Genomic DNA, 24,118 nt, shown 5'->3' with positions numbered 1-24,118 from the left:
GGCGCCACTCATGATGCAAGGCTGGTCGGCGGGGCCTCAGGTCCCGCCACCCAACCCGACGACACCAAAACAATAAAAGTAAAACCGGGAACGAAAACAGAGCGGAATTGTGAGGATACGATGGGCAAGGCACTAGAGGGGGTCCGCATCCTGGACTTCACCCACGTTCAGTCCGGACCGAGCTGCACCCAGCTGCTCGCCTGGTTCGGCGCGGACGTCATCAAGGTGGAGCGTCCCGGCGAGGGCGACGTGACGCGCGGCCAGCTCCGCGACGTGGACGGCGCCGACAGCCTCTATTTCACCATGCTCAACTCGAACAAGCGGTCGATCACCCTCGACACCAAGAATCCCGAGGGCAAGGCGGTCCTCGAGCAGCTGGTGCGCCAGTGCGACGTGCTGGTCGAGAATTTCGCGCCGGGCGCGCTCGACCGCATGGGCCTCACCTGGGAGCGCCTCTCCACCATCAACCCGCGCCTCATCCTCGCCTCCGTGAAGGGCTTCGGCCCCGGTCCGTTCGAGGATTGCAAGGTGTATGAGAACGTCGCCCAGTGCGCGGGCGGCGCCGCCTCCACCACCGGCTTCCGTGACAGCCTGCCCATGGTCAGCGCCGCGCAGATCGGGGATTCGGGCACCGGCCTCCACCTCGCCCTCGGCATCGTCACCGCTTTGTTCCAGCGCGAGCACACCGGCCGCGGCCAGCGCGTGATGTGCGCCATGCAGGACGCGGTGCTGAACCTCTGCCGCGTGAAGCTGCGCGACCAGCAGCGCCTCGCCAACGGCCCGCTCAAGGAATACAGCCAGTTCGGCGAGGGCATCCCCTTCGGCGACAGCGTGCCCCGCGCCGGCAACGATTCCGGCGGCGGCCAGCCCGGGCGCATCCTGCGCTGCAAGGGCTGGGAGCACGATCCCAACGCCTACATCTACTTCATCACCCAGGCCCCGGTCTGGGAGAAGATCTGCGACGTCATCCACGAGCCCGAGTGGAAGACCGACCCGAACTATGCGACGCCGGCCGCGCGCCTGCCGCACCTCAACGAGATCTTCACGCGCATCGAGGCGTGGACCATGGCCCACACCAAGTTCGAGGCCATGGAGATCCTCAACAAGTACGACATCCCCTGCGGTCCCATCCTCTCCATGAAGGAGATCGCCGAGGACCAGTCGCTCTATGCCACCGGCACGCTGGTGGAGGTGGAGCACCCGACGCGCGGCACGTACCTCACCGTCGGCAACCCCATCAAGCTCTCGGACAACCAGGTCGAGGTGGAGCGCTCGCCGCTGCTCGGGGAGCACACCGAGGAGGTGCTCGCCGGCGTGCTCGGCCTCGCCCCCGACCGCATCGACGCCCTGCGCGCCTCCGGCGCCATCGGCACCCCCCGTCGCATGGCGGCGGAATAGCAGCATACGCCAGGGTTCGGCCGCTTGGTGGCCGAACCGAAACGTACCTCGGGGCGGTGCGCCTTAAGGGGCCGCCCCATCGCCGGCAACGGCGGGAGGTGACAGGTTTGAAAGGATGACGCGATGAGTGCGGACGTCGATCTTGCTCAGCTGATGGATGCCGTGGCGGACGCCATCGTGGTCTGCGACAAGGCCGGCAACATCGCGCTCTGGAATCCGGCGGCCGAGCGCATGTTTGGCTTCACGCCCGACGAGGCCATGGGCCAGTCGCTCGACATCATCATCCCCGAGCGCCAGCGCCAGCGGCACTGGGACGGCTATCACGAGACCATGCGCACCGGCGTCACCCGCTACGGGACGACGCTGTTGCGCGTGCCGGCCATCCACAAGGACGGCCACGCCTTGTCCATCGCCTTCACCGTCGCGCTCCTCGCCTCCCCGGCGGGCGAGCCGACGCACATCGTCTCGGTCATCCGCGACGAGACGGCGCGATGGAAGGAGGAGCGCGACCTTCGCAAGCGCCTCGCGGACGCCGAGGCGCAGACGAAGGCGGCATCCCAAGCATAACGACCGGACAAACCGGCGGGTGAAGCCGGCGGCGGCCCGTGCCGCGACGCTGGAAGGTTTCGGGACTTCGGAGGCCTCGCGCGCCGCCGTCCCTGTGTTCAAGGCCAGTTTTTGAAAAGGGAACGCAAATGACCAGCAAGCCGTTGGAAGGCATCAAGATCATCGACTTCACGCACGTTCAGGCCGGCCCCGCCTGCACGCAGCTCCTCGCCTGGTTCGGCGCGGACGTCATCAAGGTGGAGCGTCCCGGCTCGGGCGACGTGACGCGCAACCAGCTGCGCGACATCTCGAACGCCGACGCGCTGTACTTCACCATGCTGAACTCCAACAAGCGCTCCCTGACCCTGGACACCAAGACCCAGGAAGGCAAGGAAGTGCTGACGAAGCTCATCAAGGAGAGCGACGTCCTCGTCGAGAACTTCGCCCCCGGCGCGCTCGACCGCATGGGCTTCACCTGGGAGCACATCAACGAGCTGAACCCGGGCATGATCGTCGCCTCGGTGAAGGGCTTCTCCGACGGCCATCACTACGAAGACCTGAAGGTCTACGAGAACGTGGCGCAGTGCGCTGGCGGCGCGGCCTCCACCACCGGCTTCTGGGACGGCCCCCCCACCGTGTCCGCGGCGGCGCTCGGTGACTCGAACACCGGCATGCACCTCGCCATCGGCATCCTCACCGCGCTGCACGCCCGCAACAAGACCGGCAAGGGCCAGAAGGTCGCCGTGTCCATGCAGGATGCGGTCATCAACCTCTGCCGCGTGAAGCTGCGCGACCAGCAGCGCCTCGACCGCGTGGGCTACCTGGAAGAGTACCCGCAGTACCCGCACGGCACGTTCTCGGACGTGGTTCCGCGCGGCGGCAACGCGGGCGGCGGCGGCCAGCCCGGCTGGGTGCTGAAGTGCAAGGGCTGGGAGACCGATCCCAACGCCTACATCTACTTCACCGTGCAGGAGCAGGCCTGGGGCAAGGTGGCGGAAGCCATCGGCAAGCCCGAGTGGATCAACGATCCGGCTTACAACACCGCCCGCGCGCGCCAGGACAAGATCTTCGACATCTTCGCGGTGATCGAGGCGTGGCTCGCCGACAAGACCAAGTTCGAGGCGGTCGACATCCTGCGCAAGTTCGACATCCCCTGCGCCCCGGTGCTCACCATGAAGGAGATCGCCGAGGACAAGTCCCTGCGCGAGAGCGGCACCATCGTGGAAGTCGATCACAAGCAGCGCGGCAAGTACCTGACCGTCGGCAGCCCGATCAAGTTCTCCGACATGAGCGTGGAAGTCACCGGCTCCCCGCTGCTCGGCGAGCACACCGACGAGGTGCTGGCGGAGCTCGGCTATTCCCCCGAGCAGATCAAGTCCATGCACGAAGGTCGCGTGGTCTGATTTTGAGCCCTGCGGCGGGGCGATGCGTCCCGCCGCTTTCTCTCGCGTCATCGCCCGGCTTGTCCGGGCGATTCACCGCCCCGCTCATCGGGTGCCTGGTCTTGAAGCACCGGGATGGGGATAAGTGGATGCCCCGGACGAGCCGGGGCATGACGGTCCTCCCGACACGGTATTTCTCCCGGCCTTGCCCGATGCGCTGAGCGCTCCGGCCGCCGGCTCCCGCGCCGCCCCTGAGGGGAGAGGCCATCTTTCGTCCGCAAGGGCGGCCCGCACAGTTCACCTCGCCGAGTGCGTCACGCCTCGCGCTATCACTGGCGCCCCCACTGGCGTCGTGTCGCACTGGAGCGTGCGCGCGATTGGGTGCAGACTGCGACTTTCGTCGTAATGTGCAGCCAAAGCGCACCTTGAGCCGCGGCAAACGCGGCCCTCGACGAGGGAGGAAACCCCGATGAACATTCACGAATACCAGGCCAAGGCCATCCTCCGCGATTTCGGCGTCCCGGTCTCCCGCGGCTTTCCCGCCTTCACCCCCGAAGAGGCCGAGGCTGCGGCCGGCAAGCTGGGCGGCATCGCCTTCGTGGTGAAGGCGCAGATCCACGCCGGCGGGCGCGGCAAGGGCAAGTTCAAGGAGCTTCCCGCAGACGCCAAGGGTGGCGTCCGCGTGGTGAAGACCGCCGCTGACGTGAAGGCGAATGCTGCCGAGATGCTCGGCAATACGCTCGTCACGCTGCAGACCGGCGCCGATGGCAAGCAGGTGAACCGCCTTTACATCGAGGAAGGCGCGCTCATCGACAAGGAATTCTATCTCTCCATGCTGGTGGATCGCGTGACCTCGCGCGTCGCCTTCGTGGTCTCCACCGAAGGCGGCATGGACATCGAGGAGGTGGCGCATTCCACGCCTGAGAAGATCGTGACCTTCTCCGTGGACCCGGCCACCGGCGTGCAGCCTTTGCATGGCCGCAAGGTGGCGCAGGCGCTCGGCCTCACCGGCGATCTCGCCAAGCAGGCCGGCGCGCTCACCGCCAATCTGTTCAAGGCCTTCACCGAAAAGGACATGAGCCTTCTGGAGATCAACCCGCTGGTGGTGACCAAGGACAGCCGGCTGGTCTGCCTCGACGCCAAGGTGGGCTTTGACTCCAACGCCCTGTTCCGCCACTCGGACGTGGCCCAGCTGCGCGACGAGAGCGAAGAAGACTTCAAGGAGATCGAGGCCTCGCGCTATGATCTCTCCTATATCGCGCTCGATGGCACCATCGGCTGCATGGTCAACGGCGCGGGCCTCGCCATGGCGACCATGGACATCATCAAGCTCTATGGCATGGAGCCGGCCAACTTCCTCGACGTGGGCGGTGGCGCCACCAAGGAGAAGGTGACGGCGGCCTTCAAGATCATCACCGCCGACCCGAATGTCGAGGGCATCCTCGTGAACATCTTCGGCGGCATCATGCGCTGCGACGTGATCGCCGAGGGCGTCATCGCCGCCGTGCGGCAGGTGGGGCTGAAGGTGCCGCTGGTGGTGCGCCTCGCCGGCACGAACGTGGACGAGGGCAAGAAGATCATCCGCGAATCCGGGCTCAACGTGATCCCCGCCGATGATCTCGACGATGCGGCGCAGAAGATCGTCGCGGCCGTGAAGAAGGAAGCTGCGTGATGTCCGTGCTGATCGACGCCAACACCCGGGTCATCACCCAGGGCTTCACCGGAAAGAACGGCACGTTCCACGCCGAGCAGGCGATCATGTACGGCACCAAGATGGTGGGCGGCACCTCCCCCGGAAAGGGCGGATCGGTGCATCTGGGCCTGCCGGTGTTCGACACCGTGCTGGAGGCGAAGGAAGCCACCGGCGCCGACGCTTCGGTGATCTACGTGCCGCCGGCCGGCGCGGCCGACGCCATCCTGGAAGCCATCGACGCGGAGATCCCGCTCATCGTCTGCATCACCGAGGGCATTCCCGTGCTCGACATGGTGAAGGTGAAGCGCGCGCTCTCCGGCTCCAAGTCGCGTCTCGTGGGGCCGAACTGCCCCGGCATCGTGACGGCGGGGCAGGCCAAGATCGGCATCATGCCCGCCAACATCTTCAAGACCGGCACCGTGGGGGTCGTTTCGCGCTCCGGCACGCTGACCTATGAGGCGGTGTTCCAGACCACCCAGGAAGGCCTCGGCCAGACCTCGGCGGTGGGCATCGGCGGCGACCCGGTGAAGGGCACGGAATTCATCGACGTGCTGGAGATGTTCCTGGCCGATCCCAAGACCGAATCCATCATCATGATCGGCGAGATCGGCGGCTCGGCCGAGGAGGACGCGGCGCAGTTCATCGCCGACGAGGCGAAGGCCGGCCGCAAGAAGCCTATGGTGGGCTTCATCGCCGGCCGCACGGCCCCGCCCGGCCGTCGCATGGGTCATGCCGGTGCCATCATCTCCGGCGGCAAGGGCGGCGCCGAGGACAAGATCGCGGCCATGGAGGCGGCGGGCATCCGCGTGTCTCCCTCCCCCGCACGCCTCGGCAAGACGCTCGTTGAGGTGCTGAAGGGCTGAGGGGCAACCCTCTCTCGATCCGGAACTACGCCTGAATAGCCGCCGTCATCCCCCGGCTTGTCCGGGGGATCCACTGGGCGGCAAGCAGGGTGCCGGTTTGCCCGCTCTGCTCTCGCGGCACTGTGGATGCCCCGGACAAGCCGGGGCATGACGGCCGGGAGAGGTCGGAGCCGCCCCCAAACAATCACCAGAGGAAACACCCATGACCACCTGGCTGCGCTTCGCCGCCGACGGAAAGACCGGCTTCGGCACGCTGGAAGGCGACACCATCGCCGTGCACGAGGGCTGCATGTTTGCGGGCGCGACGGCCACCGGCGCGACGCTCAAGCTCGCCGACGTCGCGCTGGAGGCGCCCTGCGCGCCCACCAAGATCGTCGCGCTGTGGAACAACTTCCATGAGCTGGCGGCCAAGCTGAAGGTGGCGGAGCCGGCCGAGCCGCTCTATCTGCTGAAGGCGACCACCTCCGTCGCCGCGCCCGGCTCGGTGGTGCGCCGGCCGGCCTCCTATGAGGGCAAGACGGTCTATGAGGGCGAGCTGGGCATCGTCATCGGCAAGCCGCTGACCAATGTGTCCGAAGCGGAAGCCGCCGCCGGCATCTTCGGCTACACGGTGGTCAACGACATCACCGCCGCCGACATCCTCAACCGCGATCCGACCTTCCCCCAGTGGGCGCGGGCCAAGGGCATCGACGGCTACGGCCCGTTCGGCCCGTGGATCGTGACGGATTTCGATCCCTCGGCGGCGCGCGTGCGCACCATCCTCAATGGGCAGGAGCGGCAGAACTACCCGCTCGCCGACATGATCTTCCCGCCGGCGCTGCTGGTGTCGCTGATCTCGAAGGAGATGACGCTGAACCCCGGCGACCTCATCGCCTGTGGCACCTCGGTGGGGGTCGGCACCATGAAGGAGCCGACCAACACCATCGAGATCGAGATCGCCGGCATCGGCTCGCTGGTGAACACGTTCGTTCAGTGAGCCGCGTAAAGCCGGGCGGTCAGCGTCTGATCGCCCGTGCGCCGGCAATGAGGATGCACGCGCCGACGAAGCCCGCCACCAGATAGCCGAGCCAGCCGGCGAAGCCCACGCCCAGCAGCCCGAACAGGAAGCTGGCGATGGCGGCGCCGATGATGCCGAGAATGATGTTGGTGAAGAGCCCGGTGTCGCTCTTCATGAACATGGAGGCAAACCATCCGGCGAAGCCGCCGATGATGATGGCGGCAATCCAGCCCACTTGCGCGTCCTGCATGGTGTCCTCCGCGAAACCGCCCCGCTCGCGTGGGGGCGCGAGAGAAACGGTACACCCGGCCTGTGGTTCCGGCCACGCTCGCGAATGGGTGCGGCGCAACGCAAAAAGGCCGCCCGGAGGCGGCCTTTCAGGATCTTGCAGTTGGCATCGGTCTTCGACCGAAGCCAAGGGGCAACGCTCAGGCGCCGCGCGGGCTTAAGCGCGTGGCGCCTCGATCGCTCACTTCTTCAGCGCCGCCTGCGCCGCCGCAAGGCGGGCGATCGGCACGCGGAAGGGCGAGCAGGAGACGTAGTTGAGCCCCACCTCGTGGCAGAAGGCGACGGAGGCGGGATCACCGCCGTGCTCGCCGCAGATGCCGAGCTTGATGTCGGGACGCGACTTGCGGCCGCGCTCCACGCCGATCTTCACCAGCTCGCCCACGCCGTCCACGTCGATGGAGACGAAGGGGTCCACCTCCAGGATGCCCTTCTGCACATAGGGGCCGAGGAAGGTGCCGGCGTCGTCGCGGGACACGCCGAAGCAGGTCTGGGTGAGGTCGTTGGTGCCGAAGGAGAAGAATTCGGCGCCCCTGGCGATCTCCTCCGCGCGCAGGGCGGCGCGGGGCAGCTCGATCATGGTACCGACCTGGAAGGTGAGGGTAGCGCCGGTCTCCTTCTCCACCGCCGCAGCGGTGTCGCGGATGACCTTGTCCACGATGTCGAACTCGGCCTTGGTGGCGATGAGCGGGACCATCACCTCGGGCACCACCATCTCGCCGGTCTTCTTGGCGGCGATCACCGCCGCCTCGAAGATGGCGCGGGCCTGCATCTCGGCGATCTCGGGGAAGGCGATGGCGATGCGGCAGCCGCGGAACCCGAGCATCGGGTTCACTTCGTGCAGCTCCTTGTAGCGCCGCTCCACCCGCTCGATGTCCACGCCGAGGCTCTTGGCCACCTCTGCCGTCTCTTCCGCCGTGTGGGGGAGGAACTCGTGCAGCGGCGGGTCGAGCAGACGGATGGTGACCGGCAGGCCCTTCATGATCTCGAACAGCTCGACGAAGTCGTCGCGCTGCATGGGCAGCAGCTTGGCCAGCGCCGAGCGGCGGCCCGCCTCGTCGTCGGCGAGAATCATCTCGCGCACGGCGAGGATGCGGCCGGCGTCGAAGAACATGTGCTCGGTGCGCGACAGGCCGATGCCCTCGGCACCGAAGGAACGGGCCATGCGGGCGTCCGCCGGGGTCTCGGCATTGGCGCGGACCTTGAGCTTGCGCACCTTGTCGGCCCAGCCCATGAGGGTCGCGAACTCGCCCGATAGCTCCGGCTGGAGCATCGCCACCTCGCCCGCCAGCACCTGGCCGGTGCCGCCGTCGATGGTGATGAGGTCGCCCTTCTTGAAGGTCTGGCCGTTCACGGTCAGCGTCTGGGCCGCATTGTCGATGCGCAGCGCACCGGCGCCGGAGACGCAGGGCTTGCCCATGCCGCGCGCGACCACCGCCGCGTGGGAGGTCATGCCGCCGCGCGCGGTGAGGATGCCCTGGGCGGCATGCATGCCGTGGATGTCTTCCGGCGAGGTCTCGACGCGGACGAGGATGACCTTGCGGCCCTGCTCCTTCCACGCTTCGGCCTCATCCGCCGAGAACACGATGGCGCCGGCCGCCGCGCCGGGGGAGGCGGGCAGGCCGGTGGCGATCACCTTGCGCTCGGCCTTGGGATCGATGGCGGGGTGGAGAAGCTGGTCCAGCGCCGCGGGATCGACGCGGCCGACGGCCTCCTGCTCGGTGATGAGCCCTTCCGCGGCCAGCTCCACGGCGATGCGCAGGGCCGCCTTGGCGGTGCGCTTGCCGGAGCGGGTCTGGAGCATCCAGAGCTTGCCCTTCTCCACCGTGAACTCGAGGTCCTGCATGTCGCGGTAGTGGTTTTCGAGCACATGCGAGATGCGCTCGAACTCCTTGAAGGCGTCGGGCAGGGCGACTTCCATGGAGGGCTTGTCGGACGAGGCGGCCTTGCGGGCCTTCTCGGTGAGGTCCTGCGGGGTGCGGATGCCCGCCACCACGTCCTCGCCCTGCGCGTTCACGAGGAATTCGCCATAGAGCGCGTTCTCGCCGGTGGACGGGTTGCGGGTGAAGGCGACGCCGGTCGCGGAGGTCTCGCCCATGTTGCCGAACACCATGGACTGCACGTTCACCGCCGTGCCCCAGCTCTCGGGAATCGAGTGCAGGCGGCGGTAGGTGATGGCGCGGGCGTTCATCCAGGACGAGAAGACGGCGCCGATGGCGCCCCAGAGCTGCTCGTGCGGGTCCTGCGGGAAGGGCTTGCCCAGTTCGGCTTCCACCTTCGCCTTGTACTTGACCACCAGGGCCGCCCAGTCGTCCGCCGAGAGGTCGGTGTCGAGCGTGTGGCCGTGCTGGAGCTTGTAGTGCTCCAGGATCTCCTCGAAGTGGTGGTGGTCCACGCCCAGCACCACGTCGGAATACATGGTGATGAAGCGGCGGTAGCTGTCATAGGCGAAGCGCCTGTCGGCGAGGCGGGCCACCGCGTCCACGGTGGCGTCGTTGAGGCCGAGGTTCAGCACCGTGTCCATCATGCCGGGCATGGAGGCGCGGGCGCCGGAGCGCACCGAGACGAGCAGCGGGTTCGCCGCATCGCCGAACGCCTTGCCGGTGAGCTGGCCCACCTGCGCGAGGGCCGCTTCCACCTCGCCCTTCAGCTCGGCCGGATAGGTCTGGCCGTGGGCGTAATAATAGGTGCACACCTCGGTCGTGATGGTGAAGCCGGGAGGAACGGGCAGGCCGAGGTTGGACATCTCGGCGAGGTTCGCGCCCTTGCCGCCGAGAAGATTCTTCATGTCGGCTTTGCCCTCGGCCTTGCCGTCGCCGAAGGTGTAGACCCATTTCGTCATGTGGGTTGGCCCCGTTTGGGAAAATGCAGAGTGGCGGGATGCTTTAACGTGCAGCGCACAAAGCATCAACTGGGCATTCGGACGGCCGTTCCCGCGCCGCCGGATGAGACGGCGCGGCGATCAGTGCCCCATCAGGCCCGTGACGCCCACGATGATGAGATAAATGGCGACCAGCACGTTCAGAAGTCGCGGGAAGGCGAGGATCAGCACGCCTGCAATCAGCGCGACCGCCGGCTGAACGATGACCATGTTGAAAGACATTGTGAAGCCTCCCCTTGCGTCCCGGCGGCCCGGAATGGCCCCGCCGCCGCGGCGGCGCACGATTGCCGATCCGGCGCCCAAGGTCCATGGGGGTGATGGGGGAGGCGCCGCAGCGGGAGCCGGGCGCATGGTTGTGGCGGCGCGGGTGTGCGCCTCACGGTGCCGTTACGTGCGACGACATTGCGCGGGCGGTGCAACACGGCACAATCGTCCATCCGCATTTCGCCGGACCATCCGCGCGCACGCCTGCCACCGCCGGTGCCCGGCGCGACGGGGAGGGCGCGACCGCTGGGAGCCGCCATGCCCGCCCCGTCTTCTGCCCCATCATCTGGTCCGTCTTGCCCTCATGCCATTGCGGCACCGATGCAATCAGCCCCCCGCCGCGGCGGGGCCGTCGTCGCAATACTGGCCGCGACCGCCTTCGGGCTGATGGCGTTGTCGGGGGGCGCCGCGCTGGCGCAGCCGGAAAAATGCCCGCGCATGGTGGCCGAGCGGCCGAAGGTGCGGCTCGCGGCGCTGGACGCCGCCATGCTGCGGCTCGCCGAGGCCTCGGGGCCGGTGCATCTCACCTTCATCGGCCATGCGAGCTTTCTCATCGAGAGCCCTGCCGGGGTCAGCATCGTCACGGACTACAACGATTATGTGCGGCCGAATCTGGTGCCGCGCATCGTCACCATGAACCACGCCCACGACACCCATTACACGGACGCGCCGGACCCCGGCATCGAATATGTGCTCAGGGGCTGGGGGAAGGACGGGGCGCCGGCGCAGCACGAGGTGACGGTTGAGGACGTGTGGATCCGCAACGTCCCCACCAATATCCGCCGGGGGGCCGGGACGGAATATGACGGCAATTCCATGTTCGTGTTCGAGGTGGCGGGCGTGTGCATCGCCCATCTCGGCCATTTGCACCATCTCCTGACCAAGGACCACCTGGAGGCGCTGGGCCGGATCGACGTGGTGCTGGCGCCGGTGGACGGCTCCTACACGCTGGATCTCGAAGGCATGGTGGACGTGCTGAAATCCATCAACGCGCCGCTGGTCATCCCCATGCACTATTTCAGCCAGTACGGGCTGGAGCGCTTCCTCGCGCGGCTGGGCCAGGAATGGACGGTTCAGCGCTCCACGGAGCCCTTCGTGCTGCTCAGCCGGGAGACCCTGCCGAAGACACGCACGGTACTGGTGCTGCCGGGGCGGTAGGCACGCCGACGGACCTTCTCCGACGTCATCGCCCGCCTTGTGCGGGCGATCCACGGCGCGGTCGGGTCACTTTGGGGGATCCGGGGACCGCTCTTCCGCGCCTGTGGATGCCCCGGACGAGCCGGGGCATGACGGCTCGTGAAGCGGTTCAGAAGGCGATGGCCGGGAGCCTTGTGCCCAAAAGAAAAAGGCGCCGCGCAGAGCGCGACGCCTTTGTCCGTTTCGACCCGGGTCAGGCGACCCGGCCAATCTCACTTGAGGGCGAGGAAGGAGGTGTCGAAGGAGAGGCTGGCCACGTAGCGGTCGCCGCAGACATTCTGCAGGCCGGAGACCACGCCGCAGGTGCCGAAGGGCGCATAGCCGACGCCGGACACGTAGGACGGGCCGGACGACAGGGTGCTGCCGTAGTAGCGCAGGTCGAGGGTGGCAGCCTTGTAGGTGAAGGCGACGCCCACGTTCCAGGTGGTGTAGGAGGGCAGCTCGTAGTTGGCGACGAAGAAGTTGCCGAGGTCGGTCTGGCCGAGCCACTGATAGCCGAGCTCACCCGACACGTAGAAGCCGACGTCCTTGATCGGGCTCCACTTGGTGAAGTCGACCTTGGCGGTGCCCGACAGGTAGGTGCCGGTGGAGCCAGAGCCAGCGTAGCTGTTGGTGTAGTAGAGGTTGCCGCCGACGGTGAACACGTCGTTGATGACGTAGGTCGGCTTGAAGTAGATTTCCCAGTAGTCGATGTTGACCGCGGGGAGACCGGCGCCCAGCGAGTTCACAGCGATTTCGCCCGGATAGTAGTAGTACACGAAGCCGACGTCGGCGGTGAAGGCGCCCCAGGTGTGGCGCAGGCCGCCGTACAGGTCGATCTCAGCCGAGGCGTCGGTGAGGCCGGTGTAGCCGCCGAACTGGTTGATCGGGGGGAAGTCGACGTTCGAGGCGAAGATGCCGGCGTAGACCCAGTCGAAGAGGCGCAGTTCAGCGTAGCCCTGAACGGTGGGGTTGCCGTCGGTCTGCGAAATGCCGCGGAACACGTAGTCGGTGCCGAGCTTCACGCCGAACGCCACATCCCACAGGGGCGTCTCGGGCGCCGGAGCGGCCTTCACGGGCATGGGCGAGCTCAGGTCCGCGGCGCCGGCGGCACCCACGGAAGCGGCTCCGGCCAGGAGCATGGAAGCGGCAACGACTGCAATCTTGTTCATAACGGTTTTCCCCGCAGCGATCTGGAACGATAAAAATCAGGTCGCGGCTTCAAGTCCAATGCGAAATTTGAGGCAGCAGATGCACCTGCTTTAGGCAAACCGTTGCAAATGCTGGATTCTGCTGTTGCATCGTTGCAACGCACTGTCCCGAAACGGTACGGCACCCCGTTCCTGTCAGGAAAATCATGTGCCGGGAAAGGGCAGGCGCGCCTCAAAAAGGTCGCAGATGCGGTACCTCGATCGGGGGAAGTGACGCTTTCCGATCACACGGATTGTCACACAGGTGACTCACGGGGGTGACTCGGGCAGCCGCCAAGACCACTTCCCCAGCGCAACCTGGCGCGCGATGGCGATGGGTCAGGGCCGCGTCATCAGAAGCGGGCGCCCGCGCTCGGGCGTGCGGGCCCAGCCGCCGTCCTCCTGCCGGGCGAAGCGGATCACCGAGGCGCCGCCTTCGCCACGGACGAGGATGTTGCCGCCCTCGATGTCCCAGGCGGTCGGTCCGAAGCGCAGCAGCGCCGCATCGCAGCCGCTGGCGATGTTCAGGCGGAAGCCGCCGCCCTTGGCGGGAGCATCCAGCAGCGTCACCCGGCACACGGGCGCGCCAGCCTGCCGGGCGAGGTCCCACTCGCCCACCACTTCCTCGGGCTTCAGCTCGGTGCCGTCGGCCAGGGCCGGATTGGCGAGGAAATACACCCCGTCGCCCTCACGCAGCGCCTCATAGCTGCCGCCCGCGCCTTCGGTGAACTCGGCCACGGTGCGGCCCTGCGCGTTAAGAAGGCGGATGGAGCCGGAGGGGTCGGGCAGCCAGGCGACCACCTGCGCGGAAAAGCCGATATCGGCGCAGGCGGGGCGGTCGAACTCCACCGCGAGGCCGGGGCCGGCGGCGTCGGGCTTCAGGGCGAAAGCGCACCCGCGTGATCCGTCGGCGCTGGCGAGCCGGAACGGCGCCGCCATGCGGGCCGCCGCCTCACGCACGGCTGGATCGAGCTTCGGTGCTGCGGCGGGCGCTGGCTTTGCGGCAGGATCGGCCTTCTGTGCGAGGGCCGGGGTGGACGCGGCAAGGCCGGCGAGCACCGCGGCGCACAGGGCGTGCCGGAGCCCCCGAACCTGCGGAAATTCGTTCCGATGCGCCATGCTGCCCTCCACGACGACCAACGCGGCGAGTCTAGCACCGCGCGGGCGGGGGATCATCAGGCGCGCGCGCCGGCATATGACCGGCGCGGCGCATCGGGAGCGATGGCGTCAGCCGCGCGGCCAGGGCGTCTCGGCGACGGGGGTCAGCGGCCCCTTGCCGTCGAAGAAGGCGAGGATGTTGTCCACCACCAATTGCCCCATGGCGGCGCGGGTGTAATGGGTGGCGGAGCCCACGTGCGGCAGCAGCACCACATTGTCGAGGGCGAAGAAGGCCTCCGGCACGTTGGGCTCGTCCTCGAACACGTCGAGGCCCGCGGCGAGGATGGTGCGCGATTGCAGCGCCGCGAGCAGCGCCGCCTCGTCCACCACGGTGCCGCGCGCCACGTTGATGAAGATGCCGTTGGCGCCGAGGGCCTCAAGCACCTCCTTGTTGACGATGTGGCGTGTCGCCGGACCGCCGGGAAGAATCGCCACCAGCACGTCCACCGCCCGCGCCATCTCCTTGAGGTCCGGATAATGGCGATAGGCCACGTCCGCCTGCGGCCTGCGGCTGTGATAGACGACGGGCACGGAGAAGGCTTCCAGCCGCCTGGCGATGGCCTTGCCGATGCGGCCCATGCCGAGGATGCCAACCGTGCGGTCGCGCAAGGTGGGGCCAAGCGGATAGGCGCCCTTGGTCCATTGGCCGGCGCGCACGAATCGGTCGCCCTGCGGAAGCTGCCGCACGGTGGCGAGCAGCAGGCCGAGGGTGAGGTCGGCCACCTCCTCGTTCAGCACGTCCGGCGTGTTGGTGACGATGACGCCCCGCTTCGCCGCCGCCGCCGCGTCCACCGTATCGTAGCCGACGCCGAAATTGCTGACGATCTTGAGGTTGGGCAGGCGCGAAATGAGCGCGTCGTCCACCTTCACCTTGCCGCGGGTGGCGATCGCCTCGACCGCGCCGGCGTTGCTCTCATTCAGGTCATCCAGCGGCACGAGGGTGAAACGGCCGGCAAGCTGGCGCTCGACGACCTCCTCCATCACGGGGCCGGTGAGGAGCAGGGCCGGGCGGGCGGCATCGGTCATGGTCAGGTCTCCGCTTTGGCGGCTGGGCAGGGAAGAAACGGGATGGTCACCGGCGGGCAGGCGGGAGCGGCGCCCCGCGAACCCCGCGCCGATGCCCGCGGCGCGCGACCGGAAACGGCGGCCTCATCCGCGGGACGGCTATGTCTAGCCCCATCTCCGACCTTCGTCCAATGGAGCTTCAATCGTTTTAAATTTCCACTTGATCCCGTTCTCGCCTCGCACCATGATCGCGCCGCGTTCCGGAAGGGGCGACGGCCGGAGGTCTGTTCCGGCCCAAGAATGGTGCGGCCGCATCGGGCAAGGCTCAAACAGCCCCCGTGCGGCACGAGGAAACGGCGAGGGGAGAGGACGCTGCATGGCGACCGTGGACATTCGCGGTGTGAAGAAGGCCTATGGGTCGACGCAGGTCATCCATGGCGTGGACGTGGACATCCGCGACGGCGAGTTCGTGGTCCTGGTCGGCCCCTCGGGCTGTGGAAAGTCCACGCTGCTGCGCATGATCGCCGGCCTTGAGAACATCTCCGGCGGCGAGATCCTGATCGGCAATCGCGTCATCAACGAGATGCCGCCGAAGGAACGGGACATCGCCATGGTGTTCCAGAACTACGCGCTCTATCCGCACATGACGGTGGCGGACAACATGGGCTTCTCGCTCAAGCTGCGCAAAGCCCCGAAGTCCGAGATCGAGGGCCGGGTGAAGCGCGCGGCGGAGATCCTCAATCTCACCAAGCTGCTCGACCGCTACCCACGCCAGCTCTCCGGCGGCCAGCGCCAGCGCGTCGCCATGGGCCGCGCCATCGTGCGTGATCCGCAGGTGTTCCTGTTCGACGAGCCGCTCTCCAATCTCGACGCCCAGCTGCGCGTGCAGATGCGCACCGAGATCAAGGAACTGCACCAGCGGCTGAAGACCACCACCGTCTACGTCACCCACGACCAGATCGAGGCCATGACCATGGCCGACAAGATCGTGGTGATGCACGACGGCATCGTCGAGCAGATCGGCGCCCCGCTCGATCTCTACGACCGCCCGGCCAACCAGTTCGTCGCCGGCTTCATCGGCTCGCCCTCCATGAACTTCGTGAAGGGCAAGGTGCGGCTCGGCGCCAATCCCATGCTGGTGACCGACAGCGGCGTGGAGGTGCCCCTGCCGGACGCGCAGGGCCTCGCCGACGGGCAGAAGGTGGTCTACGGCCTGCGCCCCGAGCACATCCGGCTCGATCCGAATGGCGTGCCGGCGCAGGTGGTGGTCACCGAGCCCACCGGTTCGGAAATCCTGGTCGTCGCCCGCCTCGGCGAAGGGGCCGCGGCGCAGGAGATCACCTGCCTGTTCCGCGAGCGGCTGAGCTTCAGCCCCGGCGAGACGATCCGCATCGCGCCGCAGCCGGGCCTCACACATCTTTTTGACGAGGCGACCGGCAGTCGGCTCTGACACGGTCGGTTACCGTGCCGGGCCACCGGCACGCTCAGGGGGAAAGAAGACCGTTCGAGACACACCGTCCGAAACGGCCCGTCCTTCAAGGAAACGCTTCACGGGAGGAAGACCAATGACCATTTCCAGACGTGACCTTCTCATGGGCGGCGCGGGCCTTGCGGCCGGTGCCATGGCCCTGCCCATGCTCTCCACCAGGGAGGCCATCGCCCAGGCTGTCGCCAAGTTCGAGCCGGAGGCCGGCGCCTCCCTCCGCCTGCTGCGCTGGTCGCCGTTCGTGAAGGGCGAGGAAGACGCCTGGATCGCCAACACCAAGAAGTTCACCGAGGCCACCGGCATCGAGGTGCGCATCGACAAGGAGAGCTGGGAGGACATCCGTCCCAAGGCCGCCGTCGCCGCGAACGTGGGCTCCGGCCCGGATATCGTGTGGGTGTGGTTCGACGACGCCCAGCAGTATCCCGACAAGCTGCTCGACGTGACCGACCTCGCCACCGGCCTCGCCAAGCAGTACGGCGGCTATTATCCCGGCAACGAGGTGTATGCGAAGGTCAACGGCCGCTTCGTCGGCCTGCCGCTCGCCACCATCGGCAATGCGGTGGTCTATCGCGACAGCTGGGTGAAGCAGGCCGGCTTCTCCGAATTCCCGAAGGACACCAAGGGCCTTCTCGAACTCGGCAAGGCGCTCAAGGCCAACAACCACCCCATGGGCTTCACGCTGGGCCACGGCGTGGGCGACGGCAACAACTACACGCACTGGATCCTCTGGAGCCATGGCGGCAAGATGGTGGACGAGAACGGCAAGGTGGTCATCAACTCGCCGGAGACCGTCGCCGCGCTGAAGTATGCCGCCGAGCTGTACAAGACCTTCATCCCCGGCACCGAGAGCTGGCTGGACGTCAACAACAACCGCGCCTTCATCGCCGGCGACCTGTCGGTGACGGCCAACGGCGTGTCCATCTACTACGCCGCGGCCAACGACCCGAAGCTCGCGGACATGGCGGCGGACATGAAGTCCACCAACTTCCCGCTCGGCCCGGTGGGCAAGAAGGTGGAACTGCACCAGACCACCACCGCCTGCATCTTCAAGTATTCGAAGTTCCCCAAGGCGGCGCAGGCCTATCTCGCCTTCATGTTCCAGGCCGACCAGTACAATGCCTGGCTCACCGGCGCGAGCGCCTATTGCTGCCAGACGCTGAAGAGCTTCGCCAACAACCCGGTGTGGACCTCCAAGCCCATCCACGCCGCCTATGCGGTGGCCTCCGAGACGCTGCAGCCCAACGGCTACGCCGGCCCGCTCGGGCCGAAGTCGGCCGCGGCCATGGCCGACTGGATCGTGGTGGACATGGTGGCGGAAGCCTCCACCGGCCAGCGCACGCCCGAAGAAGCCGCCAAGCGCGCGCAGCAGCGCGCCGAGCGCATCTACCGCTGAGGCGGGACTGATGCCTTCGTCCTCCTCCCCTCGCGGGCGGGGGGCGAGGGGGCCGGTGTGGCGGGAAGGGGAGCGAACCCCTCACCCGTCTCGCGGCTGCGCCGCGATCCACCCTCTCCCGCAAGGGGAGAGGGGCTTCGAGTCAGAAAGACAAGCTTCCGGAGACCCATTCATGGCCAACGTCGCAGCGGCTGAGCCGACCCACAAGCGGTCCTTCTGGGCCGGCATCGGGCAGGGCCGGCATGTGCTCGGCATCGCCTTCATGGTGCCGGCGGCCGTCTTCCTTCTGTTCTTCCTCACCTATCCCCTCGGTCTCGGCGTGTGGCTCGGATTCACCGACACGCGCATCGGCCGCGAGGGCGTGTTCATCGGCCTCGAGAACTATGAATCGCTCTGGGGCGACAGCCTGTTCTGGCTGGTGGTGTTCAACACGCTCCTCTACACCATCGCCGCCTCGATCCTGAAGTTCGCGCTCGGCCTGTGGCTGGCGCTGCTGCTCAACGAGAACCTGCCGTTCAAGGCCTTCTTCCGCGCCGTGGTGCTCTTGCCGTGGGTGGTGCCCACCGTGCTCTCGGCCATCGCCTTCTGGTGGATCTTCGACAGCCAGTATTCGATCATCTCCTGGGCACTCATCAAGATGGGGCTCATCTCCGCGCCCATCAACTTCCTCGGCGACGTCACCAACGCCCGCGCCTCGGTCATCGCAGCCAATGTCTGGCGCGGCATTCCCTTCGTCGCCATCTCGCTGCTGGCGGGCCTCCAGACCATCTCGCCCTCGCTGCACGAGGCGGCGACGCTGGACGGCGCCACCAATTGGCAGCGTTTCCGCTACATCACGCTGCCCATGCTCTCGCCGATCATCGCTGTCGTGATGACCTTCTCGGTGCTGTTCACCTTCACCGACTTCCAGCTGATCTACGTGCTCACCCGCGGCGGTCCTCTGAACTCCACCCATCTCATGGCGACGCTCTCCTTCCAGCGCGCCATTCCCGGCGGCTCGCTGGGCGAGGGCGCGGCCATCGCGGTGGCCATGATCCCCTTCCTGCTGGCGGCGATCCTGTTCAGCTATTTCGGCCTGCAGCGCCGCAAGTGGCAGCAGGGCGGGGCCGACTGAGCCCGCTCTTCAAGCCCGCGCGCCGCCCCCCAATTCTGCGAGGACCACCATGGCCCAGCCCCAACCCGTTCAGATGACCGACAATTCCACGGGCATGAGCTATCTCGACAGCCTGCCCCGGCGGATCGTGACGGTGATCCTGCCGCTCATCATCTTCGTCTTCGTGCTGCTGTTCCCGTTCTACTGGATGGCCATCACCGCCATCAAACCGAACTTCCAGCTCACCGATTACAACAACTACTCCCCACTCTGGGTGGTCGAGCCGACGCTGGAGCACATCAAGTATCTCCTGTTCGAGACCTCCTATCCGCACTGGCTGTGGAACACGGTCTACATTTCGGTGGCGGCCACGGTCATCTCGCTGGTGACCAGCGTGTTCGCGGCCTATGCCATCGAGCGCCTGCGGTTCAACGGCTCGCGCTGGGTGGGCCTCGGCATCTTCCTCGCCTATCTGGTGCCGCCGTCGATCCTGTTCATTCCGCTCGCCATCATGGTGTTCGGCCTCGGCATCTACGACACCAAGCTGGCGCTGATCCTCACCTATCCCACCTTCCTCGTGCCCTTCTCCACCTGGCTGCTGATGGGCTATTTCCGCTCCATCCCCTTCGAGCTGGAGGAATGCGCGCTGGTGGATGGCGCCTCGCGCTGGCAGATCCTCATCAAGGTGCTGCTGCCGCTCTCGGTGCCGGGGCTGATCTCGGCGGGCATTTTCTCCTTCACCCTGTCGTGGAACGAGTTCATCTACGCCCTCACCTTCATCCAGTCGTCGGAGAACAAGACCGTGCCGGTGGGCGTGCTCACCGAGCTGGTGCGCTCGGACGTGTATGAATGGGGATCGCTGATGGCCGGTGCCCTCATCGGCTCGCTGCCGGTGGTGATCCTCTATTCCTTCTTCGTGGACTATTACGTCTCGTCCATGACCGGAGCGGTGAAGGAGTAGGGCGCGCCTTTCGGGCGCGGCGTCCACGTCGCCCGAACGCCATTTGTCCGCTTGCCCTTGCGCGCGCGCCGTGGCACCCCTTGCCGCGGCTCGTTGCGGTGCATCATGCGCCGCTGAAAGCGGGGGGTGAGGGATGCTCGAGCGGTTGATCGAAGGGATTTTGTTCCGCAGCCGCTGGATTCTCGCGCCCTTCTATGTCGGCCTCGTCGTGGGCATGTTGGTGCTGCTGTTCAAGTTCGGCCACGAACTGCTGCACTTCGTCCTGCACGCCGTCTCGGCCACCGAGAGCGACATCATCCTCGGCATCCTGGCCCTCGTGGACCTGACGCTCACCTGCAACCTCGTGGTGATCGTCATCTTCTCCGGCTACGAGAACTTCGTCTCGAAGATCGATCCCGACGGCCATCCGGACTGGCCGGACTGGATGACGCGGGTGGACTTCACAGGCCTGAAGCAGAAGCTGCTGGCGTCCATCGTCGCGATCTCGGCCATCCAGCTGCTCAAGGCGTTCATGAATCTCGACAAGGGGAACATGAGCGAGAACACGCTGACATGGCTCGTCATCATCCATGTCGTGTTCGTGGGCTCGAGCCTCGTCCTCGCCTGGTCGGACAAGCTCTCCAACAACAAGCACTGAGAAGCGCAGAGCGGGCTTGGGATCACCTACCCGCCATCTCCTCCACCGTCGCCGCAGCGCCATGCGCCATGAGGCGGGCGAGGGCGTCGCGCACGGGGCCGGCGAAGCGCGGGTCGGCGCCGAGGTCGGCGAACACTTCCCGCACCGAGAGAAGCGCCGGGGCGAGGCGCGTCGCATCGGGGCCGGCCTCGTCCGCCAGCGCCTTGAGCCGGGCGGCGAGGGGATCGCGCACGTCGATGGCATTTCCCTGCTCGTCCCGCCCGGTCACGTAGCGCATCCAGCCGGCGATGCCGAGGGCGAGGAGCGGGATGGGCGCTCCGGCCGCCAGCCGGTCGCGGGCCGTGGCGACGAGGCGCTGGGGCAGTTTTTGCGAGCCATCCATGGCGATCTGCCATGTTCGATGCCTGAGGGCCGGATTGGCAAATCGTTCGCGCAGTGCCCTTTTGTACGCGGCCACGTCCACGCCCGCGGGCAGGTGCAGCGTCGGCGTCACCTCCTCGTCCTGGAGCCGCGCCACGAGCCGGGCGAAAGCGGGCACGGCCATGGTGTCGGCGATGGTGGCGTGGCCCGCGAGATAGCCGAGATAGGCGAGGGTGGAATGGGCGCCGTTCAGCAGGCGCAGCTTCATGTGCTCGAACGGCTCCACGTCCGACACCAGCTCCACCCCCACCTCTTCCAGCGGCGGCCGGCCGAGGGGGAAACGGTCCTCCACCACCCACTGGCTGAAGGGTTCGGCCATCACCGGCCACGCATCCTCCATCCCGAGACCGGCGGCGACGAGCGCGCGGTCGTCGTCCGTGGTGGCGGGCACGATGCGGTCCACCATGGTGGAGGGGAAGGCGACCTCGCCGGCGACGAAGCGGCCGAGATCGGCGTCGCGCAAAGCGGCGAGACGGGTCGTCACCCGCGCAACCGTCTTGCCGTTGGCGGGGAGGTTGTCGCAGGTGAGCACGGTGAAGGGGGCGATGCCGGCCGCCCGGCGGCGGGCGAGGGCCTCCACCAGATAGCCCGGCGCGCTCACCGGCCTGTGCGGATTCGCAAGATCGGCGCGGATGTCCGGGTGTGCCTCGTCCAGCGTGCCCGAGGCGGGATCGTGGCAATAGCCCTTCTCGGTCACGGTGAGGGTGACGATGCGCACGCGCGGGTCGCACATGGCGGAAAGCAGCGCCTCCGGATCACGCGGCGCCACCAGCAGCCGGCGCAGCGCTCCGATCACGCGCAGCTTGTCCCCCGCGCCGGAGCGCTCGGCGAGCGTATAGAGGCCATCCTGCGGATCGAGCGCGTCGGAGGTGTCGGGCGAGCGCAGGCTGGCGCCGCAGATGGCCCAGCCCGCGTGCCCGCGCGACAAGATTTCATCGAGATAGGCCGCCTGATGCGCCCGGTGGAAGGCACCGACGCCCAGATGCACGACTCCCACCTCCGCCGCCGCTATGTCATAGGCCGGGCGGGCGACGGCGGTGGGCAGGTCGGCGAGGGTGGAAAGCGAGAGCCGGGGGCTCAAAGCTTGTAGGCCTTCTTGGCGAGGCCATAGGCGAGGTCGCGCGCCACCTCCACCGCCTCATCCTCGTCCAGCCGGTGCTCGCACACGAGTTCGGCGAGGAAGCCGCAATCGATGCGCCGCGCCACGTCGTGCCGGGCCGGGATGGAGGGGAAGGCGCGGGTGTCGTCGTTGAAGCCCACCGTGTTGTAGAAGCCGGCGGTCTCCGTGGTCATGGCGCGGAAGCGCTTCATGCCCTCCGGGCTGTCGTGGAACCACCACGCCGGGCCGAGCCGCAGCGCCGGATAATGGCCGGCGAGCGGCGCCAGCTCCCGCGCATAGCTCGTCTCGTCCAGGGTGAACAGGATGATGGTGAGGCCCGCTTCGTTGCCGAAGCGGTCGAGCAGCGGCTTCAGCGCGCGCACATATTCGGTGGGGGAGGGGATATCGGCGCCCTTGTCCCGGCCGAAGCGGGCAAAGATCTGGCCGTTATGGTTGCGCATGGCGCCGGGGTGGATCTGCATCACCAGCCCGTCCTCCAGGCTCATGCGCGCCATCTCGGTGAGCATCTGGCCGCGGAACAGCTCGGCGTCCTGCGCGCTCACCGGGGCATTGCCGGTGACACGGCGGAACAGCGCCTCGGCCTCCTGCGGCGGCAGGTCGAAGGTCGCGGCGGTGGGGTGGCCGTGGTCGGAGGAGGTGGCGCCGAAGGTCTTGAAGAAGGCGCGGCGCTTGCGGTGGGCGGCGAGATAGCCCGACCAGGAGAAGGTGTCCTCGCCGGTGATCTCGCCGAAGCACGCGAGATTGGCGGAAAAGCCCTCGAACTCCGGGTCCACCACCGGATCGGGCCGATAGGCCGTCACCACCCGTCCGCCCCAGCTGCTGGCGCGGATTTCCGCATGGGCTGCAAGGTCGTCCAGCGGGCTCTCGGTGGTGGCGATCACCTCGATGTTGAAGCGCTCGAACAAAGCGCGCGGTCGGAAGGCGTCCTGCTGCAGCTTCTCCGCGATGAGGTCGTAGGCGGCGTCCGCGTTCTTCTCGCTGAGCCTTTCCTCCAGCCCGAACAGGGTGGCGAAGGCATGGTCCAGCCAGGCCCGCGTGGGGGTGCCCCGGAACAGGTGGTAGTTCGCCGCGAACAGCCGCCAGATGGCCCGCCCGTCCTGCTCCGTCTCGCCGCCGTCGGCGCGGGGAACGCCGAGCTTTTCCAGCGGGATGCCCTGAGAATAGAGCATCCGGAACACATAATGGTCCGGCACCACGAAGAGGCGCGCGGGGTCCGGGAAGTTCTCGTTGAAGGCGTACCAGCGCGGGTCGGTATGGCCGTGGGGCGAGACGATGGGCAGCGCCTCCACCTCCGCATAGAGCCGGCGCGCCACCGCGCGCACGGAGGGGTCGGCGGGGAGCAGGCGGTCGGGATGAAGGAGGCTGGACACGGGACTTACCTCGCGTTCACGGCATCGGCGGGCGCGCCTTCCGCCTCGAAATAATCGGGATGGGCGGCGCCCAGATCCTCGACGCTGGGGATGACCCGGCCGAGATGGGCCGCCATGGCCTTTTCCGCGCCGTCCGCATCGCCCGCGCCGATGGCGTCGGCCACGCTCTGGTGCTCGGCGATGACGCTGGCGCGCCGTTGGGGGGAGGGCAAAGTGAGGAGGCGGCAGCGGTCCACATGCGCCTTCTCCTGCCTTATGACCCGCCAGATGTTGGGGTGGCCGGCCAGCTCCGCGATGATCTGGTGGAAGGCCTCGTCGGCGGCGTGGAACTCCGCCAGCGCGCCGGCGCGGTGGGAGGCGCGCTGCTGGCGCAGGGTGGCGAGGAGTGGCGCCATCACCACCCGGCGTACCTTCTCCGGCAGCGTTGCCACATGGGCCGCCGCCTCCCGCACGCTCGTGCGCTCCAGCGCGTTGCGGATGATCATGGCGTCGCGCACCTCCGGCACGGAGATGCGCGAGACGAATGTGCCGTATTGGGGGAAGATGTCCACCAGCCGCTCATCCGCCAGCTTCAGGATGGCCTCGCGCACCGGCGTGCGGCTGACGCCGTAGGCGAGGGCGATCTGCTTTTCCTGGAGCGGCGCGCCGGGCGGGAGGGTCATGGCCACGATGTCGTCGCGCAGGGCGGCGTGGATGCGCGATGACGCCGGCACCGCGCGGACATTCTCGCTGCGAAGCGCCGGCCTGCGCCTGAGATCCGCCCCCGTCGCCACCACCGTTTCTGCCTCCCCCGGTACTCT

General features: G+C 67.5%; 21 protein-coding genes. 12 read left to right on the top strand and 9 right to left on the bottom strand.

Annotated elements, in window-relative coordinates; genetic code table 11:
* The first annotated feature begins 120 nt into the window (after positions 1–120).
* The 6 genes from frc (ACT54R_RS04475) to ACT54R_RS04450 all read left to right on the top strand — a co-directional run bounded on the left by frc (ACT54R_RS04475) (position 121) and on the right by ACT54R_RS04450 (position 6,858).
* Positions 121–1,398, top strand: a complete 1,278-nt coding sequence (gene frc, locus ACT54R_RS04475; protein ID WP_168459888.1) for a formyl-CoA transferase — start codon at positions 121–123, stop codon at positions 1,396–1,398.
* A gap of 123 nt (positions 1,399–1,521) precedes the next feature.
* On the top strand, positions 1,522–1,965 hold the full coding sequence (locus ACT54R_RS04470; RefSeq protein ID WP_476324073.1) for a PAS domain-containing protein: 444 nt from the start codon (positions 1,522–1,524) through the stop codon (positions 1,963–1,965).
* A gap of 128 nt (positions 1,966–2,093) precedes the next feature.
* Positions 2,094–3,347: a formyl-CoA transferase gene (gene frc / locus ACT54R_RS04465; protein WP_168459886.1), complete on the top strand. Its 1,254-nt coding sequence runs from the start codon at positions 2,094–2,096 to the stop codon at positions 3,345–3,347.
* Between the two features lie 448 nt (positions 3,348–3,795).
* The gene (gene sucC / locus ACT54R_RS04460; protein ID WP_476324071.1) at positions 3,796–4,998 is read left to right on the top strand and encodes an ADP-forming succinate--CoA ligase subunit beta; all 1,203 of its coding nucleotides are present in this window, start codon (positions 3,796–3,798) and stop codon (positions 4,996–4,998) included.
* Entirely contained in the window at positions 4,998–5,882 is an 885-nt protein-coding gene (gene sucD / locus ACT54R_RS04455) for a succinate--CoA ligase subunit alpha (protein ID WP_168459884.1), read from the top strand. Before sucC ends, sucD begins: the two co-directional genes overlap by 1 nt.
* Before the next feature lie 202 nt (positions 5,883–6,084).
* On the top strand, positions 6,085–6,858 hold the full coding sequence (locus ACT54R_RS04450) for a fumarylacetoacetate hydrolase family protein (RefSeq protein ID WP_476324069.1): 774 nt from the start codon (positions 6,085–6,087) through the stop codon (positions 6,856–6,858).
* A 19-nt stretch (positions 6,859–6,877) separates the two neighbouring features.
* Here ACT54R_RS04450 and ACT54R_RS04445 read toward each other — a convergent pair whose 3' ends face one another.
* From ACT54R_RS04445 to ACT54R_RS04435, 3 genes are all read right to left on the bottom strand, one after another.
* Positions 6,878–7,129, bottom strand: coding sequence for a GlsB/YeaQ/YmgE family stress response membrane protein (locus tag ACT54R_RS04445; protein ID WP_168459882.1), 252 nt, complete (start codon positions 7,127–7,129; stop codon positions 6,878–6,880).
* Between the two features lie 219 nt (positions 7,130–7,348).
* The gene (gene ppdK, locus ACT54R_RS04440) at positions 7,349–10,006 is read right to left on the bottom strand and encodes a pyruvate, phosphate dikinase (protein ID WP_168459881.1); all 2,658 of its coding nucleotides are present in this window, start codon (positions 10,004–10,006) and stop codon (positions 7,349–7,351) included.
* A 120-nt stretch (positions 10,007–10,126) separates the two neighbouring features.
* Positions 10,127–10,267: a DUF3096 domain-containing protein gene (locus ACT54R_RS04435; RefSeq protein WP_081762717.1), complete on the bottom strand. Its 141-nt coding sequence runs from the start codon at positions 10,265–10,267 to the stop codon at positions 10,127–10,129.
* A 363-nt stretch (positions 10,268–10,630) separates the two neighbouring features.
* On the opposite strand from ACT54R_RS04435, the gene ACT54R_RS04430 reads away from it, so the two are divergent.
* On the top strand, positions 10,631–11,467 hold the full coding sequence (locus ACT54R_RS04430) for an MBL fold metallo-hydrolase (protein WP_476324066.1): 837 nt from the start codon (positions 10,631–10,633) through the stop codon (positions 11,465–11,467).
* Positions 11,468–11,718: 251 nt separating this feature from the next.
* Here ACT54R_RS04430 and ACT54R_RS04425 read toward each other — a convergent pair whose 3' ends face one another.
* From ACT54R_RS04425 to ACT54R_RS04415, 3 genes are all read right to left on the bottom strand, one after another.
* On the bottom strand, positions 11,719–12,657 hold the full coding sequence (locus ACT54R_RS04425; RefSeq protein ID WP_476324064.1) for a TorF family putative porin: 939 nt from the start codon (positions 12,655–12,657) through the stop codon (positions 11,719–11,721).
* A gap of 357 nt (positions 12,658–13,014) precedes the next feature.
* Entirely contained in the window at positions 13,015–13,794 is a 780-nt protein-coding gene (locus ACT54R_RS04420; RefSeq protein WP_476324062.1) for a protease inhibitor Inh/omp19 family protein, read from the bottom strand.
* Between the two features lie 108 nt (positions 13,795–13,902).
* A complete protein-coding gene (locus ACT54R_RS04415) occupies positions 13,903–14,859 on the bottom strand; it encodes a 2-hydroxyacid dehydrogenase (protein ID WP_476324060.1) in 957 nt (318 codons plus the stop codon).
* A gap of 355 nt (positions 14,860–15,214) precedes the next feature.
* Between ACT54R_RS04415 and ACT54R_RS04410 the strand changes: the two genes are divergently transcribed.
* From ACT54R_RS04410 to ACT54R_RS04390, 5 genes are all read left to right on the top strand, one after another.
* The gene (locus tag ACT54R_RS04410) at positions 15,215–16,288 is read left to right on the top strand and encodes an ABC transporter ATP-binding protein (protein ID WP_476324058.1); all 1,074 of its coding nucleotides are present in this window, start codon (positions 15,215–15,217) and stop codon (positions 16,286–16,288) included.
* Between the two features lie 115 nt (positions 16,289–16,403).
* Positions 16,404–17,717: an ABC transporter substrate-binding protein gene (locus ACT54R_RS04405; protein WP_476324056.1), complete on the top strand. Its 1,314-nt coding sequence runs from the start codon at positions 16,404–16,406 to the stop codon at positions 17,715–17,717.
* 262 nt (positions 17,718–17,979) lie between these two features.
* Positions 17,980–18,831, top strand: a complete 852-nt coding sequence (locus ACT54R_RS04400; protein WP_394078577.1) for a carbohydrate ABC transporter permease — start codon at positions 17,980–17,982, stop codon at positions 18,829–18,831.
* Between the two features lie 49 nt (positions 18,832–18,880).
* On the top strand, positions 18,881–19,771 hold the full coding sequence (locus tag ACT54R_RS04395) for a carbohydrate ABC transporter permease (protein ID WP_476324054.1): 891 nt from the start codon (positions 18,881–18,883) through the stop codon (positions 19,769–19,771).
* A gap of 133 nt (positions 19,772–19,904) precedes the next feature.
* Positions 19,905–20,408 carry a TIGR00645 family protein gene (locus ACT54R_RS04390; RefSeq protein ID WP_476324052.1) on the top strand — a complete coding sequence of 168 codons (504 nt, stop codon included), beginning with the start codon at positions 19,905–19,907 and terminating at the stop codon, positions 20,406–20,408.
* A 22-nt stretch (positions 20,409–20,430) separates the two neighbouring features.
* On the opposite strand, the gene ACT54R_RS04385 is transcribed toward ACT54R_RS04390, so the two are convergent.
* Genes ACT54R_RS04385 through ACT54R_RS04375 form a run of 3 tightly spaced genes read right to left on the bottom strand, consistent with a single transcriptional unit; the run spans position 20,431 to position 24,031 of the window.
* A complete protein-coding gene (locus tag ACT54R_RS04385; RefSeq protein WP_476324050.1) occupies positions 20,431–21,909 on the bottom strand; it encodes a mannitol dehydrogenase family protein in 1,479 nt (492 codons plus the stop codon).
* Entirely contained in the window at positions 21,906–23,318 is a 1,413-nt protein-coding gene (uxaC, locus tag ACT54R_RS04380) for a glucuronate isomerase (protein WP_476324048.1), read from the bottom strand. The genes ACT54R_RS04385 and uxaC overlap by 4 nt, the downstream gene beginning before the upstream one ends.
* A 5-nt stretch (positions 23,319–23,323) precedes the next feature.
* On the bottom strand, positions 23,324–24,031 hold the full coding sequence (locus ACT54R_RS04375) for a GntR family transcriptional regulator (protein ID WP_476324046.1): 708 nt from the start codon (positions 24,029–24,031) through the stop codon (positions 23,324–23,326).
* Between the last annotated feature and the right edge of the window lie 87 nt (positions 24,032–24,118).

It is taken from the genome of Xanthobacter sp. DMC47 (genome assembly GCF_056313845.1).
The sequence above is the reverse complement of the archived record's forward strand: the minus strand, read 5'-3'. Positions and strand labels throughout refer to the sequence as shown.

What these genes read in the sequence shown, in the direction of transcription:
- frc (WP_168459888.1), top strand. Translation starts at nt 121, where the DNA reads ATGGGCAAGGCACTAGAGGGGGTCCGCATCCTGGACTTCACCCACGTT.
- ACT54R_RS04470 (WP_476324073.1), top strand. Translation starts at nt 1,522, where the DNA reads ATGAGTGCGGACGTCGATCTTGCTCAGCTGATGGATGCCGTGGCGGAC.
- frc (WP_168459886.1), top strand. Translation starts at nt 2,094, where the DNA reads ATGACCAGCAAGCCGTTGGAAGGCATCAAGATCATCGACTTCACGCAC.
- sucC (WP_476324071.1), top strand. Translation starts at nt 3,796, where the DNA reads ATGAACATTCACGAATACCAGGCCAAGGCCATCCTCCGCGATTTCGGC.
- sucD (WP_168459884.1), top strand. Translation starts at nt 4,998, where the DNA reads ATGTCCGTGCTGATCGACGCCAACACCCGGGTCATCACCCAGGGCTTC.
- ACT54R_RS04450 (WP_476324069.1), top strand. Translation starts at nt 6,085, where the DNA reads ATGACCACCTGGCTGCGCTTCGCCGCCGACGGAAAGACCGGCTTCGGC.
- ACT54R_RS04445 (WP_168459882.1), bottom strand. Translation starts at nt 7,129, where the DNA reads ATGCAGGACGCGCAAGTGGGCTGGATTGCCGCCATCATCATCGGCGGC.
- ppdK (WP_168459881.1), bottom strand. Translation starts at nt 10,006, where the DNA reads ATGACGAAATGGGTCTACACCTTCGGCGACGGCAAGGCCGAGGGCAAA.
- ACT54R_RS04435 (WP_081762717.1), bottom strand. Translation starts at nt 10,267, where the DNA reads ATGTCTTTCAACATGGTCATCGTTCAGCCGGCGGTCGCGCTGATTGCA.
- ACT54R_RS04430 (WP_476324066.1), top strand. Translation starts at nt 10,631, where the DNA reads ATGCAATCAGCCCCCCGCCGCGGCGGGGCCGTCGTCGCAATACTGGCC.
- ACT54R_RS04425 (WP_476324064.1), bottom strand. Translation starts at nt 12,657, where the DNA reads ATGAACAAGATTGCAGTCGTTGCCGCTTCCATGCTCCTGGCCGGAGCC.
- ACT54R_RS04420 (WP_476324062.1), bottom strand. Translation starts at nt 13,794, where the DNA reads ATGGCGCATCGGAACGAATTTCCGCAGGTTCGGGGGCTCCGGCACGCC.
- ACT54R_RS04415 (WP_476324060.1), bottom strand. Translation starts at nt 14,859, where the DNA reads ATGACCGATGCCGCCCGCCCGGCCCTGCTCCTCACCGGCCCCGTGATG.
- ACT54R_RS04410 (WP_476324058.1), top strand. Translation starts at nt 15,215, where the DNA reads ATGGCGACCGTGGACATTCGCGGTGTGAAGAAGGCCTATGGGTCGACG.
- ACT54R_RS04405 (WP_476324056.1), top strand. Translation starts at nt 16,404, where the DNA reads ATGACCATTTCCAGACGTGACCTTCTCATGGGCGGCGCGGGCCTTGCG.
- ACT54R_RS04400 (WP_394078577.1), top strand. Translation starts at nt 17,980, where the DNA reads ATGGTGCCGGCGGCCGTCTTCCTTCTGTTCTTCCTCACCTATCCCCTC.
- ACT54R_RS04395 (WP_476324054.1), top strand. Translation starts at nt 18,881, where the DNA reads ATGGCCCAGCCCCAACCCGTTCAGATGACCGACAATTCCACGGGCATG.
- ACT54R_RS04390 (WP_476324052.1), top strand. Translation starts at nt 19,905, where the DNA reads ATGCTCGAGCGGTTGATCGAAGGGATTTTGTTCCGCAGCCGCTGGATT.